Here is a 16,340-nt window from a genome sequence, read left to right as displayed (position 1 = left end):
GTCTAAATCGCTAAAATACAAGAATTGGTATAAAAAAAGGCTTCGAATCAATTCCGAAGCCTTTTTTATATTAAATTTTTACAATCTATTATACACCTAAAAGTAATCTTGCAGGATCTTCCAACAATTGTTTCACGCGAACAAGGAACCCTACTGACTCCCTGCCATCAATGATACGGTGATCATAAGATAACGCCAGGTACATCATCGGGCGGATCACAACCTCTCCTTTTTCAGCAATCGGACGCTCAATGATATTGTGCATACCCAAAATAGCCGATTGTGGCGCATTGATGATCGGTGTAGACATCATTGAACCAAAAACACCACCATTCGTAATGGTAAAGGTACCACCAGTCATCTCATCAATTGTCAATTTGCTGTCTCTCGCTTTTGTAGCCAGTTCAATTACTGACTTTTCAATTTGGGCAAGACTCAGGCTTTCTGCATTTCTAATGATTGGTACTACCAGTCCTTTTGGTGCAGAAACAGCGATGGAAATGTCTACAAATTCATTGTATACCAATTCATCACCTTCAATACGTGCATTTACTGCAGGAAAATCTTTCATTGCTTCACATACCGCTTTGGTAAAGAAACTCATGAACCCTAAACCTACACCATGCTTTTCTTTAAACTGATCTTTGTATTTACCACGTAAATCCATGATCGGCTTCATGTTAACCTCGTTAAAAGTTGTCAACATTGCCGTTTCATTTTTAACTGCAACCAAACGTTTAGCAACAGTTTTGCGCAATGGCGACATTTTCACCCTACGCTCTTCTCTCGCACCAGCAACCGGTGCCGGAGCTGCCGCCGCTGCTTTAGCAGGAGCAGCTGAAGCAGGCTGTGCTTTCTCCGCTTTTATTGCATCTTCCTTGGTAATACGGCCATCAACACCAGTACCTTTTACAGCAGCAGCGTCTACACCTTTTTCAGCAAGAATTTTACCTGCAGCAGGCGAAGGTGTGCCTGTTGCATAGCTATCCCCAGACTTTTCTGCCACCGGAGAGACAGCCGCTTTTTCTGCAACTGCAGGAGCTTGCTCAGCAGGAGCCGGAGCAGCTGCTTTAGGTGCAGCGCCACCATCTTCAATTTTACAAACTACAGCGCCTATAGCCAAAGTATCACCTTCAGCCGCTACTGTTTTTAAAGTTCCGGCTTGTTCCGCAGTTAACTCAAAGGTAGCCTTGTCAGATTCTAATTCCGCAATTACCTCATCCATTTCTACTGCATCACCATCGTTTTTCACCCAACGGGATAAAACAACTTCTGTTATCGACTCGCCAACTGGCGGAACTTTTATTTCTATACTCATAACTGATGTATTATTTTTTCTAATCTACATTATAAACTTTACTCACCGATTTTTTAGCTATTTTTTCATCGACTGCCGTAACGGTCATCTCAAAAGCCTTAGCTAAAATATAAGCTTGTTGATCTGCGTGTTGTTTTGCATAACCTGTAGCTGTACTGCTGCTTTCTTTTCTAGAGATCACTTCAATATCATGGAAAGCTGTCTTTCTCAGTCTACGCAACAGGTAAGGCCATGCCCCCATGTTTTCCGGCTCTTCCTGAACCCATAATGCTTCCTTAGCATTTTTATATTTGCTGTAAACCGCTTCCATTTGTTCCAATGGCGTAGGATACAATTGCTCCACGCGAACAATCGCAACATCTTTAATCTCTTCTTTTTGTTGTTTCTCCAGCAATTCGTAATAAATCTTACCGCTACAGAACAATACCCTTTTTACATTAGCGGCCTTTACGTTATGATCTGCAATGACTTCCTGGAATTTACCTTCTGTAAAATCTACTAAAGGTGAAACACACATCGGATGGCGCAATAAACTTTTTGGCGTAAACACCACCAAAGGCTTTCTAAAATCACGTTTGAACTGCCTGCGCATGGCATGGAAAAAGTTTGCAGGTGTAGTACAATTCGTTACCTGCATGTTGTAATCTGCACAAAGCTCCATAAAACGTTCAATCCTTGCAGATGAATGCTCTGGACCCTGACCTTCATAACCATGAGGCAATAACATCACCAATCCGTTTTCACGTTGCCACTTCGTCTCCGCACTGGCAATATACTGATCCACAACAATTTGAGCTCCATTAAAGAAATCACCAAACTGAGCTTCCCAAATCGTCAAAGCATTCGGATTCGCCATAGCATAACCATACTCGAAGCCTAAAACGCCATATTCAGACAAGTGTGAATTGTAAATGTCAAAAGGCGCCTGCTGGTCTGATATATTTGCCAATGGGATATATTCTTCTTCAGAATCTTCTAAAGTCAATACCGCATGGCGATGAGAGAACGTGCCGCGCTCAACATCCTGTCCGCTTAAACGTACTCTTTTACCTTCTGCAAGTAAAGTACCATAAGCAAGCTGCTCGCCCATTGCCCAATCAAATACATGGGTGGTATTGGCCATTTTACTACGTTCTTCAAAAAGCTTCTCAATTTTCTTAAAGAATTTCTTATCTGCAGGTAAAGTGCTTATTCTTTTAGCAATCTCTAATAAGGTGGTCTCTTTTACTGCTGTACTTGGCGAGCTTTCGAAATCCTGAGGCGTAGCGATGCGCATGTCAGACCAGGCACCACCAAACTTTACGTCCTGATAAGTAGAAGTAATGGCTTTGGCTTCAGTCAAGCGTTCCTGCAATAATGCACGGAACTGTTTTTCCATTTCTTTTGCTGCACTTGCTTCAAGAGAACCTTCTTTCACCAGTTGATCAATATAAATATCTCTCGAATTGGCATGCTGTTCTATTGCTTTATAAAGCAAAGGTTGGGTAAACTTAGGCTCATCAGATTCGTTGTGCCCAAACCTGCGATAACATAAAATATCAATAAATACGTCATTTTTGTATTTCTGACGATATTCCATAGCCAGGTTAATGGCATAGACCAAAGCCTCTACATCGTCACCATTTACATGGAAAACCGGCGATAAGGTTACTTTTGCAATATCTGTACAGTATGTACTGGTACGTGCATCTTTAAAATTTGTCGTAAAACCAATCTGGTTATTAATGATCAGGTGGATGGTACCTCCTGTTTTATAACCGTCCAGACCCGCCATTTGGATCACTTCATATACTATGCCTTGTCCGGCAACCGAAGCATCACCATGTATCAGAATAGGTGCAATGCGGGCATTATCACCACCATATTTAAAATCTATCTTAGAGCGGGTCATGCCTTCAACTACCCCATTCACTGTTTCCAGGTGAGACGGATTCGGGCAAAGACTCAAATGGACATTCTTGCCATCATTTGTCGTCACATCCGTAGAATAGCCAAGGTGATACTTCACGTCACCCCCAAATGGAGAATCGGCACTGTAAGCCTTACCTTCAAACTCAGCAAAAATATCTTTATAAGATTTCTGCATGATATTGGCCAGCACGTTCAAACGTCCGCGGTGCGCCATACCGATTACAAACTCCTCAATTCCAAGATCAGCCCCTTTTTCAATAACAGAATCCAGTGCAGGAATTAAAGCTTCAGCACCTTCTAATGAAAATCTCTTCTGACCAAGAAATTTGGTACCCAAAAAATTCTCAAAACTAACTGCTTCATTCAGTTTGGTTAAAATACGCTTCTTCTCATCGATAGAAAAATTAGGCGTATTGCGCACACTTTCCATTTTTTGTTCAATCCAGGAAAGTACTTCGGGTGTACGCACATATTTATACTCAGCACCAATAGAGTGGCAATAAGTTTGCTTTAAAAAGGCCACAATATCACTCAGCTTAGCTGCACCGATCCCCAACTCGACACTTGCATTGAAAACAGTGTCCAGATCAGATTTCGCCAATCCGAAATTCTCCAGATCAAGCGTTGGCAGGTGCTGCCTGCGTTCCCTAACCGGGTTGGTATGGGTAAACAGGTGGCCGCGCTGGCGGTAACCGTTGATCATGTTTAAAACATTGATCTCTTTCAAAAAATGCTCTGGAGCTTCTGCGTTTACAGATGCACCTGAAGCCTCTCTTCCGAAGTCAAAACCTTCAAAAAATTTTTGCCAGCCAAATTCAACAGAATTTGGGTCCTGATTGTAAGATTGATATAAGGACTCTACGTACTCGGCATTAGCGCCGTTGAGATAAGATAAATTATCCATCATGTATTAAATATGCTATAAGTGATGCAAAATTAGGATTTTACCTTATAAAACAGGCAATTTTCTTTATAATTCTTCAAGAAATTCGACCATGTCACAGACATTTTTCAAAGGGGTCAGGTGATCCTGCACAACAATGTCAAATTCGGCAATTAAACTACCGGCGACCAATAGTGGCACGCCGAGTCCATCCATTACTTTGCCAATAATTTTATTGACATCTTTTCCAAGATTTAACGAAGTCAGCACCATGAAAGCATAATCCGGCTGATAAGATTTAATCACTGCCCGCAGGTCAGCATATGGAATTTCAGACCCAAGGTAAAGCATTTCATGTCCGCATTTTTTCAGCAGGTACCGGGTAAACAGTAAGCCGGTCTCATGCATTTCATTTTCCGGAAGAAAAAGCAAAAATCGTTTGGCATCTTTCTTAATCTTCTTTTCAATTTTATCGATTTCCACAATGATCCGTTCACGAATCAGGTTCGATGCAAAGTGTTCCTGGGAAGGGTCAATCGTACCTGTTTGCCAAAGCATTCCAACCCTTTTCATAAAAGGGAACAGCACGATATCCATGGTTTTAATCAGCCCCATTTCATCTATACATCCAGCAAGAATTTTGGCAAATTCATCTTCATCATAAGCCATCGTGGCATTAGATAAATTCAACAGCTGAACAGATTCATTTCCCCAATCTGCATTCAATTGCAACACCAGATCAGTGATTTGCTGATGGCTCATCTTTGCAATTCTACTGATTTTATAGCCGTTTTGATTGAGTGTAACAATATTGAGCAGCAACTTCAGGTCCTCTTCCGCATAATAACGGATATTGGTAGCCGTACGCTTGGGTGGAACAAGGTTATAACGTATTTCCCAGGCCCTTATGGTATGGGCCTTGATCCCGATAAGGGCTTCGATATCACTGATTGAGTACTTCTTCACACTAATTGAATATAACAAATGTTAAACAACTTTGTTTAAAAACCAATTTTTGTTTAACATTTATTTCAAATGGAAATTAAAACAAAACAATTATAAAGCCATACTGCTTAATCAGAGCAAGGTAACAATTGAAATAAAAAAATCCAAAACAATCAGATTATCAAGCAAATGAAGGACTATCTGAAATAGAAATTTCCAGAATTTTCATTTGCTTATCCAGATCAAAAGTATTTTTAGATTTAACATCTTTACCAATCCCCGCCACATTGGCCCAATTCCCCCAGTTACTGGCAGGCGCATAGTCAATCAATTTCTCTTCAAAATAGGCTGCGCCGTAAATCCAATGAATTTTTAAGACATAAATTAAATAAGTTGCCACCAGCATTCGACCTACATGCGGGATAAATCCAGTTGTATTGAGTTCCTCCATGTAACGATCAACAATTGGATGTCCGGTAATTGCCGCCTTCCAGTTCTCTAGCTCAGGTATTACCGCGGCCCCGTCCATATTTTTAAAGACGTTTTCAAAATCAGGTTCATCAAAAAAACCGATTCCATGCTTTTTAAACATAAACCTGAAATAATCGCGCCACAATAAGCCCAATAACATATGGTTAAAATTGGCATTTGTTCCATGCCTGCCTTCTGCGGCTTTAACCATCCAGTACACTTTGCGTGGAGACACACAACCAATTGCCAACCAGGCTGATATTTTAGCTGTAAAACCGGGTTTGTCTGCTGTAGGTTTAGGTATAGGCTTCTGATAAACAGCTGATCCCTCCTGCAATAAAATTTCCAGGTGTCTTAAACCAGCTTCCTCACCGCCATCCGCATAATTATCCAATTTAACACCATCCCATTCAAAACCCAGTTGCTTCAGATCCGGAATCTGGCCCCAGTCTTCCACTTCCACAAAAGCAATCTCTTCAGGTATCAGAAAGCAGGTTTTCACCATCGCATCCCGCTCCGTTTTCTTTTTAAACTGAGCAAAAACATCCGGAATATCTTTAATGGGAAAAGGCAGGTCTTCCTTATTATACAAGGTATGACCGATAAAATGCTTCAGATTAATTTTCAACGTCCAGAGCAAATCTTCAACGTGTGTAGAAATCAGGGTTTCTTCGGGCCCCACTTCACGGTGGTGGTACACTTCAGTAATTTCAAACTGCTCCGCCAGTTGCTTGATATGATCTTCAGGTTTGCCATAAACCAATAGCATATCGCCTCCCAGTTTTTGAAAAGCAGTCCTTAAAGCAGCAACACTTTCCAACAAAAACTGTCCACGTGCTACACCAGTTTTCAAAGCTCCAACACGAGCATCTTCAAAATAACGTGGGTCAAAAAAGTAAACGGGTAAAATACTGTCCGATTTAGCAACCGCTTCAACAAGCATTTCATTATCGTGCAAGCGAAGGTCATTTCTAAACCAAACCAATATTCTTTTAGTCTTCATTAATTACGGCTGAACTTATATGTGGTAAATCTCAAAAATATGCCATTTTTAATCTTAAAGCTAATTAACAACCTAATATTTACATAAGCAGAACAAAAGATTGACGATAATAAGATAATTTGACAAACTAAACGGCCGGCAAACAGTTTATATTAAAAGTAAAACGGTAGATTACTCAAAGATCAGAACAAGATGAACAAGCAAATTTTAATCACCGGTGCCACAGGAATGGTGGGCAAAAAACTAATTTTCAGATTGCAAAAAGCGGGGCATCAGGTCTCCATACTTTCCCGCACACCTAAAAAAATAAAAGACGTCAGGGTGTTTTTATGGGATGTTTCCAAAGGAAGCATTGACAAGGATTGTTTAAATGGTATCGATACCATTGTACATCTTGCCGGTGAAAACATAGCTGGAAAACTCTGGTCTGAAAAACAAAAAAAAGAAATTATCGATAGCCGCGTACAGTCTACAGCATTACTTTATCGTGCCATCCAGGAAAGCAAATCATCAGTTAAAAACTTTATTTCAGCCTCGGCAGTGGGATATTATGGCGATTGTGGAGATGAAATTTTAACAGAGGAAACCCCAGGTGGCTTTGGTTTTATGGCAGAATGTTGCCGTTTATGGGAACAGTCTGTTGACGCAGGCAAAGTGCTTGGACTTCGGGTTGTCAAACTCAGAATAGGTATTATTCTGGCAAAAGATCAGGGAGCCCTCGCCGCACTGGCTAGACCCATTCGTTTCTTTGCCGGCGCCCCACTTGGTTCCGGAAAACAATGGATGCCCTGGATTCACCTGCACGACATTGTGAGCTTATTCGTATCAGCCATTGAAAACCCGATTATGCAGGGTGCTTACAATGCTTGCGCCCCTTTTCCCGTAACCAATACTACATTAACCAAAGCAGTTGCAGCCAGGCTTCATCGTCCGGTATGGCCTATTCATGTTCCGGAAAAAATCATTCGTTTACTTTTGGGTGAGATGAGTAACGTCATATTCATCAGTACCAATACTTCGGCGGAAAAAATATTAGAAACAGATTTTAAGTTTAAGTATACCCAACTTAACGAAGCTTTAACCGATATTTACAAAGCTTAAACGTTACACGAGGTTTATCAAAATCAGCTTAATGAAAAAAGAAATAAGTGTCTGTTGGTTTAGAAGAGACCTCAGACTGGAAGATCATGCCGCTTTATATCATGCACTTAAAGGCCCTTATCCGGTTGTCCCCCTGTTTATTTTTGATCAGAATATTCTTTCCAGATTAAGCAACAAACAGGACGCAAGGCTCACTTTCATTCACCAGACATTAGAAACACTGAATACAAAATTGAATGACCTCGGGAGTACATTTGAGTTTAAATATGGAACTCCAGAACAAGCCTGGGCCGAGATATTAAAAGCATACGATGTAAAAGCAGTTTACGTCAATCACGACTATGAGCCTTATGCCAGGGAACGGGACGATGCTTTGGCCGAGTACCTGCGTTCAGAAAACATCATTTTCAACACTTATAAAGACCAGGTGATCTTTGAAAAGAATGAGATTACGAAGGCCGATCTGAAACCTTATACGGTGTTTACGCCTTACTTTCGTCAATGGCATCAAAAACTAAATCCTTTTTACCTCAAGGCATACCCAGTAGCCAAATACCTCGACAATCTGTTAGCTCAACCAAGCAAAAAGATCATGAGTCTGTCCGACATGGGTTTTGAAAAATCAACACGCCCCTTTCCGTCTAAAGATTTCAGTTCAAAACTACAGGGCTATGAAGACAAAAGAGATTTCCCTGCACAGGACGAAACCACACACATAGGCATCCACCTCCGGTTTGGCACCATCAGCATCCGGGCCGCAGCCCGTGAAGCCATGGCACAAAAAGCAGAAAAATGGCTATCCGAACTTGCCTGGCGTGATTTTTACATGATGATTTTATGGCATTTCCCAAATACTGTAACCCAATCTTTCAAGCCGGCCTACGACAACATCGCCTGGAGAAATAATGAGACTGAATTTGAAGCCTGGTGTAAGGGAGAAACCGGATATCCTCTGGTAGATGCAGGCATGAAACAATTGAATGAAACGGGCTACATGCACAACCGTGTCAGAATGTTGGTAGCTAGCTTTTTAACCAAACATCTTTTGATCGACTGGCGTTGGGGTGAAGCTTACTTTGCCGAAAAACTGCTGGATTACGATCAGGCGAGTAATATCGGTGGATGGCAATGGGCCTGCGGATGTGGCAATGATGCTGCACCCTATTTCAGAGTTTTTAGCCCTGATTTGCAGGCGAAGAAGTTCGATCCTCAAAATGAGTACATCTTCCGCTGGGCACCTGGCTATAAAAACCAAAAGCATGTACAACCTATAGTTGAACATGCTTTCGCCAGAGAAAGGATATTAAAAGTATTTAAAGATGCCCTAAACCCTTAAATTATTTATTTACAATTGCTGTAATCTCGATATCAAAGTCCAGACATGCGTTTGGTGGAATAACATAAGCGCCTGTACTGGAATCTTTACGTCCTTCTTTTCCATAAGCAAGGTAAGAAGGAATTAACAGGCGAATTTTACCGCCTACACCCACTTTGCCTGGAAGTGTTTCGTACCAACCCGGAATATAACGATCCAGAAAACCCGTGATTCCATCGGTACTGGTGTCGAATACAGTTCCATCCAATAACCGGCCAGTATATTTAACCGTAACATAAGAATCCGACTTTAATGTCGCCTTATCTGTTCCTTCTGCTGAAATGATATAACGTACCCGGTTTGGATTTGTCTGCACATTCAATGTATTTGCAGTAACAAACTTATTCAGCATGAAATTATCGATTTCAACCTGGTTGTTATAAGTCAGCCTGTTCAATTGAATCACAATAATTTCATTGGATTCTATGCCAAGTGTGGCATAACCATTTCTACCGAATGCCGAGCTCGAAGGCAATACAATCACTGCAGAACCACCTTTTTTCAATTTCGCCAATGTATATCTAATGGCAGGAAAACTTAAGTTAGAAGCTGGTGCTAAAGGCGCTGAAGGATTAGGAATTGAACTACTGTAACCTAAAAAAGTTTCAGGAAAAACATACTCTGCACTTTTAAAAATTGTGGCATTCGAAGCATGTTTAAACTCATAAGTGTAGTAGATCGAATCCTGGTTACCAGCCACTGTACCAGTAGCAGGATTGGTAATCTGATAAGCATAACCTAAAGTATCTTTTCTTCCGGTAATGTTGTTTTTGGCAATATATGCGTCAATATTCCTGACATCCAATTCTCCTATAGACTCATATTCTTTCTTACAAGAATTGAAAAGAACAAGGCAGCCGGCTAAGCCCAGAGTATATAACGATAACTTTTTAATCATGTGGTTTTATATTTAGAGAAAGTATTTCTAATGTATAATCTAATATTGAATTTGAGGGAACAAGAATGCTATCCTTCGCTCCTCCTTTTAAGTACCGCTGTTGGTAAGCTAGGGTCGATGGGATCAGCATGCGTATTTTTCCACCTACTTTAATTTTTTTCGCTCCGATTCTTATGCCTTCCACATAACCCGTAAGTCTAAACGTAAAGGCACTGTCCAAACGTTTATCATAAGCGGGTTTAGTTAAAACCTTAACCATGTAATTTGCATACATCAATGTAGTATCGGTAATTATACCGGTATCGATCCCTCTTCTCTGGATCTTATAATACAATCCAGAAGGGTCTTTTACAAAACCACTATCCTTCAAGTTGCTATCCACAAGATATTTTGTGATAATGGCATCGTCAATTTCCAGTTGCGCCTGACTGTTATAAGGCTCCATTTTTTTGCACGCAGTATACCCTGCTGCAATCAAAATTAGCCCAAACAAAATCCTGGATTTTAACATAATGCACAAAAATAGTCTTTTATTGCCGATGGCACAATTTTTAACCAATTTTAACAATTAAAGGTAGCCAAACAAAAAACGCCCGCAATCAAATTACGGGCGCCCAGTTTTAATTATGAATCGTTGTCTTAATAACAATATTTATTCGCAGCAATCAATTGCTGTGCTACCTTTTGACGGGCTTCCTTCACGTTAAATGCTTCCATTTTCGTAAATCTTCTCAGGCCCACCATCATCATCCGTTGCTCATCACCTTCAGCGAAAGCCCATAAAGCTTCTTTTCCGGCTTTTTGCACCGCATCAACAGCTTCTACAAAATAAATGCGCATCATATTCAGCTGACCTTCGCAGGCTGCCTCACCGCGCAGATTCACCAATTTCTCGGTTCTCAGCATAGCCGATTCTGCTACATATACATAACTGGCCATATCGGCAATATTCATCAAAATCTCCTGCTCTTTAGATAGGCTCATCATCAGCTTTTGTACCGCTGCACCAGCCACCATTAAAGTCGCTTTTTTCAAATTTTGAATGATCTTTTTCTCTGCTGCAAACAAAGTGGTATCCTCCTCACCGAAATCAGGAATGGACATCAGCTCAGCAGCTACGGCAGTTGCAGGCGTCATCAAATCAAGTTCACCTTTCATCGCGCGTTTCAACATCATATCTACCGTAAGCAAACGGTTAATCTCGTTGGTACCTTCAAAAATCCGGTTGATCCTGGCGTCACGGTAGGCCCTGTCCATCGGCGCTTCTGCCGAAAAGCCCATCCCACCATAAATCTGAACACCTTCATCCACCACATAATCCAATGCCTCGGATCCCCATACTTTCAGTATGGCACATTCCACAGCAAACTGCTCTGTCGATTTTAACTTCGCTTTACTCGCATCCATTCCACCGGCAACCAATGCATCGTAAGCATCATCAATATTCTGACCAGCCCTGTAATTTGCAGACTCTACAGCATACACTTTAGTGGCCATTTCAGCCAGCTTGTAGCGGATTGCTCCATATTTTGAAATCTGTCTGTCAAACTGAATCCGCTCATTGGAGTAATTTACCGCGGTATCAATGACAGATTTAGAGGCACCAATAGCTGCCGCTGCTAATTTAATCCGGCCAATATTCAGGATATTTACCGCGATCTTAAATCCATTCTGACGCTCAGACAACATATTTTCTACCGGCACCGGACAGTCGTTAAAGAACACCTGTCTGGTTGAAGAACCCTTGATACCCATCTTATGTTCTTCAGGATTCATAGTAATTCCGCCAAACTCACGTTCTACTATAAATGCAGTCAGGTTTGCATCATCATCAATTTTGGCAAATACTATGAATACATCTGCAAAACCACCATTGGTAATCCACATTTTCTGACCATTGATCAGGTAATGTTTACCATCTTCAGCAAGTTTTGCCTTGGTTTTTCCAGAATTCGCGTCCGATCCGGAATTTGGTTCAGTTAAGCAATAGGCTGCTTTCCATTCACCCGTTCCTAACTTAGGGATATATTTGGCTTTCTGCTCCTCATTACCATAATATAAAATAGGTAAGGTTCCGATACCTGTATGCGCCGATAATGCAACGGCAAATGAATGCCCCGCACCGATCACATCAGCCACCAGCATGGAAGTATTGAAGTTCTTGCCAAAACCACCGTAAACCTCAGGAATAGAAACGCCTAAAATTCCCAGTTCACCTGCTTTATCCATTAATGAAGGCATCAGGCCTTCTTCCTGGGTATCGATACGGTCAAGGTTCGGATAAACCTCGGCAGCTAGAAAATCGCGACAAGTCTGAGCGATCATTTGCTGCTCTTCATCAAATTCTTCAGGGATAAATACATCCTGATAAGTGGTTTCAGTTATTAAAAACTCGCCACCTTTAATCGTTTTTTTGTCTGTAGTTTCCATAATATTATAGCATTTCAAAAATCCCTGCTGCCCCTTGTCCGCTACCCACGCACATGGTTACCATTCCGTACTTCTGATCTCTTCTTTTTAATTCGTTAAATAACTGAACCGTTAATTTTGCACCTGTACAACCCAGGGGATGCCCCAAGGCAATGGCACCACCATTTACATTTAATATTTCTTTGTTGATCCCCAATTCCCGCACAATAGCAAGCGATTGAGAAGCAAAAGCTTCATTCAATTCAATCAACTGAATCTGGTCCAGGGTCATACCCGCCTGTTTCAAGGCTTTGGGAATTGCATAAATCGGCCCGATTCCCATAATACGCGGTGGTACACCGGCAATACCGTAACTCACCAAACGCGCAATAGGATCAACCCCCAGCTCTTTCATTTTTTTCTCCGAAACAACCAGTACAAATGCAGCACCATCTGAAGTCTGAGAAGAATTACCTGCCGTGATGCAACCATCCGCAGCAAAAACCGGTTTTAACTTCGCCAGCTTTTCTATCGAAGTATCCGCTCTGGGCCCTTCATCGGTATCCACCACATAACTGCGGGTTTTTCTTTTCATAGCTGCGTCCAGGTAATTTTCTGTTACCGTAATGGGCAGTACACCTGCTTTCAAATGTCCATTTTTAATTGCCTCTACCGCTTTCTGGTGCGACTGATAAGAAAATTCATCCTGGTCTTCGCGACTTACGTTATATTCTTTGGCTACGGCTTCGGCAGTTAAGCCCATTCCCCAATACCAGTCGGGATTATTTTTAGCCACTTCCGGATTTGGAACAACTTTCCAACCGCCAAATGGCATACCAGACATCACTTCCACCCCACCTGCAATGATACAGTCGGCCATTCCACTTTTAATTTTAGCCACCGCGGTGGCAATGGTTTCCAGTCCTGATGCACAATACCTGTTCACCGTAACACCCGGAACCTTGTCCGTATCCAGGCCCATCAAAGAGATCATCCGGCCAACATTCAAACCTTGCTCTGCTTCAGGTGTAGCATTACCTACAATGACGTCGTCAATCTGTTCTTTATCCAGGTTAGGAACCGAAGCTACTAAGGCCCTGATTACTTCAGCAGCCAAATCATCGGCTCTTGTAAAACGAAATACACCACGAGGGGCCTTGCCCACTGCAGTACGATATCCTGCTATAATATATGCTTCTTGCATGTCTATATCTATTAAATAGCTTAGTTTCTAAGCGGTTTACCTTTTGTAACTATACTCTGAATGCGTTCTAATGTTTTCCGCTCACCACATAGCGATAAGAAAGCTTCTCTTTCCAGGTCAAGCAAATACTGCTCGGTAACCTCTGTGGGAGAAGACAGGTCCCCACCACACATGACCCAACCCAGTTTCTCCGAGATTTTCTTATCATGCTCAGAAATGTAATGCCCCGAATACATGGTATTTGCACCGGCATAAACAATACCCAGACCTTGTTTACCCAATACCTTGATATCTTTACGTCTAACCGGTTGCGTATAACCCGCATCTGCCAGTTCAATTGCTTTAGCTTTGGCATCTGCAATTAACCGGCTCCTGTTCATACTGATCGAATATTTATCTTTTTGCAGGTACCCCAGTTCAAAAGCCTCCACCGCAGAAGTTGAAACCTTAGCCATACCGATGGTGAGGAAACGGTCTTTCAATACATTTTGTACAATCTGATCTTCATGATATTCATCCGACGCACGTAAAGCAAACTCTTTAGTACCGCCGCCGCCAGGAATAACCCCAACACCAAACTCAACCAATCCCATATAGGTTTCTGCGTTTAACTGCACATGGTCTGCGTGTAAACTAAATTCACAACCACCACCAAGCGTCAGGTTATGTGGTGCTACAACCACCGGAATAGAAGAATAACGGATGCGCATCGAGGTGTTCTGGAACATCCGGATAGCCAGATTCAGCTCTTCCCATTCCTGTTCCACAGCCATCATGAAAATCATGCCCACATTGGCTCCTGCCGAGAAATTTGCTCCGTCATTACCAATTACGACACCTCTGTAATCTTTTTCGGCCATATCAATGGCTTTATTGATGGCCTGTAAAGTATCGCCACCAATGGTATTCATTTTTGAATGGAATTCCACATTGATAATTCCATCACCCAGATCTATAATAGATGCTCCGGAGTTTTTCCAAAGTACTTTATTGGCCCTTAAATTATCCAGTATAATGAATGCATCCGCACCAGGAATGGCCTTATAGCTTTTGGTCGGAATATCATAATATTTACGAACGCCATCTTCTACTTTATAGAAAGCGGTATGCCCTGCAGCCAGCATTTCATGAACCCAGGCCGCAGCCTCATGTCCATATTTCTTCATGCCCTCAAGAGCCTCGGCCACACCAACGGCGTCCCAAACTTCAAACGGCCCCAAATCCCAGCCAAAGCCGGCGCGCATTGCATCGTCAATCCGGTATAGTTCATCAGAAATTTCCGGAATCCGGTCAGATACATATTCAAATAAGCCGAAGAAAGAAGCCCTGAACAACTCACCTGCTTTATCCTTTCCTGCAGCAAAAACCTTCATCCGGTCCCGCACATTTTCAATTGGCTTGGTTAAATCGAGCGTAGCTGATTTTACCTTCACCTGCGGACGGTATTCCAGCGTTTTCAGGTCTAAGGCTAAGATCTCAGTTTTACCTTCTGCATTTTTTGTCTTTTTATAAAAACCCTGTCCGGTTTTATCACCCAGCCATTTGTTGGCTTCCATTTTTTCTACATAATCCGGAAGTTTAAACAAATCGTGTGCTTTATCGTCCGGACAATTGTCATAAAGTCCTTTCGACACTTTAATCATGGTATCCAGCCCCACGACATCCGTAGTACGGAAAGTGGCCGACTTTGGCCTTCCCAATGCGGGACCAGTAAATTTATCGACTTCCTCTACCGTCAGGTCCATTTTTTGTACCAGATGCAATAAGGCCATGATCGAATATACACCAACCCTGTTGGCAATAAATGCAGGTGTATCTTTACATAAAACCGTAGTTTTACCTAAAAACTTATCACCGTAATGCATTAGAAAGTCAACCAGCTCAGGTTGAGTATACGGTGTTGGAATAATTTCCAACAACCTGAGGTAGCGTGGCGGATTAAAAAAGTGTGTGCCGCAAAAATTTGCCTTAAAATCTTCAGAACGGCCTTCTGCCATTAAATGAATGGGAATGCCTGAAGTATTAGAGGTGATTAAAGTTCCTGGTTTACGATACTGCTCCACTTGCTCAAACACCTTTTTCTTGATGTCCAGGTTTTCCACCACCACTTCAATAATCCAATCGTAACCACCAATCTTAGCCATGTCATCTTCAAAATTCCCGGTAGAAATTTTGCTCAGAACCTTTTTAGAATAAACGGGCGAAGGATTTGTTTTAACTGCTGTCTGTAAAGCATTATTCACGATACTGTTGCGGTCTCCTTCTTTAGCAACAATATCGAGCAAAAGTACCTCTACTCCAATATTAGCAAAGTGACAGGCAATACGAGAGCCCATAATACCGGAGCCCAATACCGCTACTTTATTTATTTTTTTGTTCATCATTTTCAACGGGAATTTTATATGATAAGGTAAGTTTATTCACTTTCTGCAAGGTTACAAGCAAGTTGTTTTTTTCGGTACTACTCAAGTGCTGATTCAAGTACTCATTAAAAGAAATCACCACACCTTTGGCCATCTGTCGTTTCTCATAACCAAAATCAGTCAGGAATACTTTTACAGAACGCTTGTCGCCTGCAGAAGTTTCCCGATATATTAACCCAGATTCCTCCATATTGTTTAACATTCTCGACAAACTCGTGGCTTTTACACCGAGCAAACCCGCCAGCTGCGAAACAGCAGTTCCTTCTTTGTCAATATTGATCAACACATAACCAATGGCCTGTGTGATTCCAAATCCCGAAGCAATCTGGTTATAGGTGTTGGAGACGTTCTGCCAAACTACCTTTAAAAAATAATCTATGGTTTCCTGCTGTTTCATTA

The 16,340-nt window shown here is 41.7% G+C and carries 12 protein-coding genes; 2 read left to right on the top strand and 10 right to left on the bottom strand.

The genetic code is table 11. The features are described from left to right. Window positions 1–88: 88 nt before the first annotated feature. The 4 genes from odhB to IM797_RS10390 all read right to left on the bottom strand — a co-directional run bounded on the left by odhB (window position 89) and on the right by IM797_RS10390 (window position 6,531). The gene (gene odhB / locus IM797_RS10405; protein WP_194127045.1) at window positions 89–1,318 is read right to left on the bottom strand and encodes a 2-oxoglutarate dehydrogenase complex dihydrolipoyllysine-residue succinyltransferase; all 1,230 of its coding nucleotides are present in this window, start codon (window positions 1,316–1,318) and stop codon (window positions 89–91) included. Between the two features lie 19 nt (window positions 1,319–1,337). Then, window positions 1,338–4,133 carry a 2-oxoglutarate dehydrogenase E1 component gene (locus IM797_RS10400; RefSeq protein ID WP_194127147.1) on the bottom strand — a complete coding sequence of 932 codons (2,796 nt, stop codon included), beginning with the start codon at window positions 4,131–4,133 and terminating at the stop codon, window positions 1,338–1,340. A gap of 66 nt (window positions 4,134–4,199) precedes the next feature. After that, window positions 4,200–5,078, bottom strand: coding sequence for a MerR family transcriptional regulator (locus IM797_RS10395; protein ID WP_370583076.1), 879 nt, complete (start codon window positions 5,076–5,078; stop codon window positions 4,200–4,202). A 160-nt stretch (window positions 5,079–5,238) separates the two neighbouring features. Next, complete coding sequence (locus IM797_RS10390; protein WP_194127044.1) at window positions 5,239–6,531, bottom strand: DASH family cryptochrome; 1,293 nt, start codon at window positions 6,529–6,531, stop codon at window positions 5,239–5,241. A gap of 192 nt (window positions 6,532–6,723) precedes the next feature. Here IM797_RS10390 and IM797_RS10385 point away from each other — a divergent pair, with 192 nt between their 5' ends. Then, on the top strand, window positions 6,724–7,632 hold the full coding sequence (locus IM797_RS10385; RefSeq protein ID WP_194127043.1) for a TIGR01777 family oxidoreductase: 909 nt from the start codon (window positions 6,724–6,726) through the stop codon (window positions 7,630–7,632). 31 nt (window positions 7,633–7,663) lie between these two features. Next, window positions 7,664–8,968, top strand: a complete 1,305-nt coding sequence (locus tag IM797_RS10380) for a deoxyribodipyrimidine photo-lyase (protein WP_194127042.1) — start codon at window positions 7,664–7,666, stop codon at window positions 8,966–8,968. Window position 8,969: 1 nt separating this feature from the next. Here the strand turns inward: IM797_RS10380 and IM797_RS10375 are convergent, their stop codons facing one another. The 6 genes from IM797_RS10375 to IM797_RS10350 form a co-directional block, all read right to left on the bottom strand. Continuing rightward, complete coding sequence (locus IM797_RS10375; protein WP_194127041.1) at window positions 8,970–9,905, bottom strand: FKBP-type peptidyl-prolyl cis-trans isomerase; 936 nt, start codon at window positions 9,903–9,905, stop codon at window positions 8,970–8,972. After that, complete coding sequence (locus IM797_RS10370; RefSeq protein WP_194127040.1) at window positions 9,898–10,350, bottom strand: FKBP-type peptidyl-prolyl cis-trans isomerase; 453 nt, start codon at window positions 10,348–10,350, stop codon at window positions 9,898–9,900. The genes IM797_RS10375 and IM797_RS10370 overlap by 8 nt, the downstream gene beginning before the upstream one ends. A 194-nt stretch (window positions 10,351–10,544) precedes the next feature. After that, window positions 10,545–12,335, bottom strand: coding sequence for an acyl-CoA dehydrogenase family protein (locus tag IM797_RS10365; protein WP_194127039.1), 1,791 nt, complete (start codon window positions 12,333–12,335; stop codon window positions 10,545–10,547). Window positions 12,336–12,339: 4 nt separating this feature from the next. Next, window positions 12,340–13,518 carry an acetyl-CoA C-acyltransferase gene (locus IM797_RS10360; protein WP_194127038.1) on the bottom strand — a complete coding sequence of 393 codons (1,179 nt, stop codon included), beginning with the start codon at window positions 13,516–13,518 and terminating at the stop codon, window positions 12,340–12,342. A 20-nt stretch (window positions 13,519–13,538) separates the two neighbouring features. After that, window positions 13,539–15,899 carry a 3-hydroxyacyl-CoA dehydrogenase/enoyl-CoA hydratase family protein gene (locus tag IM797_RS10355; protein ID WP_194127145.1) on the bottom strand — a complete coding sequence of 787 codons (2,361 nt, stop codon included), beginning with the start codon at window positions 15,897–15,899 and terminating at the stop codon, window positions 13,539–13,541. Next, on the bottom strand, window positions 15,880–16,338 hold the full coding sequence (locus IM797_RS10350) for a MarR family winged helix-turn-helix transcriptional regulator (RefSeq protein WP_194127037.1): 459 nt from the start codon (window positions 16,336–16,338) through the stop codon (window positions 15,880–15,882). Before IM797_RS10350 ends, IM797_RS10355 begins: the two co-directional genes overlap by 20 nt. Window positions 16,339–16,340 lie beyond the last annotated feature (2 nt).

The organism is Pedobacter sp. MC2016-24 (genome assembly GCF_015223055.1).
Taxonomy (GTDB): Bacteria; Bacteroidota; Bacteroidia; order Sphingobacteriales; family Sphingobacteriaceae; genus Pedobacter.
This window is presented reverse-complemented; position numbering and strand designations above follow the sequence as displayed.

Coding starts and splice junctions, on each gene's coding strand:
- odhB (WP_194127045.1), bottom strand. CDS start 1,318: ATGAGTATAGAAATAAAAGTTCCGCCAGTTGGCGAGTCGATAACAGAA.
- IM797_RS10365 (WP_194127039.1), bottom strand. CDS start 12,335: ATGGAAACTACAGACAAAAAAACGATTAAAGGTGGCGAGTTTTTAATA.
- IM797_RS10390 (WP_194127044.1), bottom strand. CDS start 6,531: ATGAAGACTAAAAGAATATTGGTTTGGTTTAGAAATGACCTTCGCTTG.
- IM797_RS10375 (WP_194127041.1), bottom strand. CDS start 9,905: ATGATTAAAAAGTTATCGTTATATACTCTGGGCTTAGCCGGCTGCCTT.
- IM797_RS10355 (WP_194127145.1), bottom strand. CDS start 15,899: ATGAACAAAAAAATAAATAAAGTAGCGGTATTGGGCTCCGGTATTATG.
- IM797_RS10350 (WP_194127037.1), bottom strand. CDS start 16,338: ATGAAACAGCAGGAAACCATAGATTATTTTTTAAAGGTAGTTTGGCAG.
- IM797_RS10360 (WP_194127038.1), bottom strand. CDS start 13,518: ATGCAAGAAGCATATATTATAGCAGGATATCGTACTGCAGTGGGCAAG.
- IM797_RS10400 (WP_194127147.1), bottom strand. CDS start 4,133: ATGGATAATTTATCTTATCTCAACGGCGCTAATGCCGAGTACGTAGAG.
- IM797_RS10385 (WP_194127043.1), top strand. CDS start 6,724: ATGAACAAGCAAATTTTAATCACCGGTGCCACAGGAATGGTGGGCAAA.
- IM797_RS10370 (WP_194127040.1), bottom strand. CDS start 10,350: ATGGAGCCTTATAACAGTCAGGCGCAACTGGAAATTGACGATGCCATT.
- IM797_RS10380 (WP_194127042.1), top strand. CDS start 7,664: ATGAAAAAAGAAATAAGTGTCTGTTGGTTTAGAAGAGACCTCAGACTG.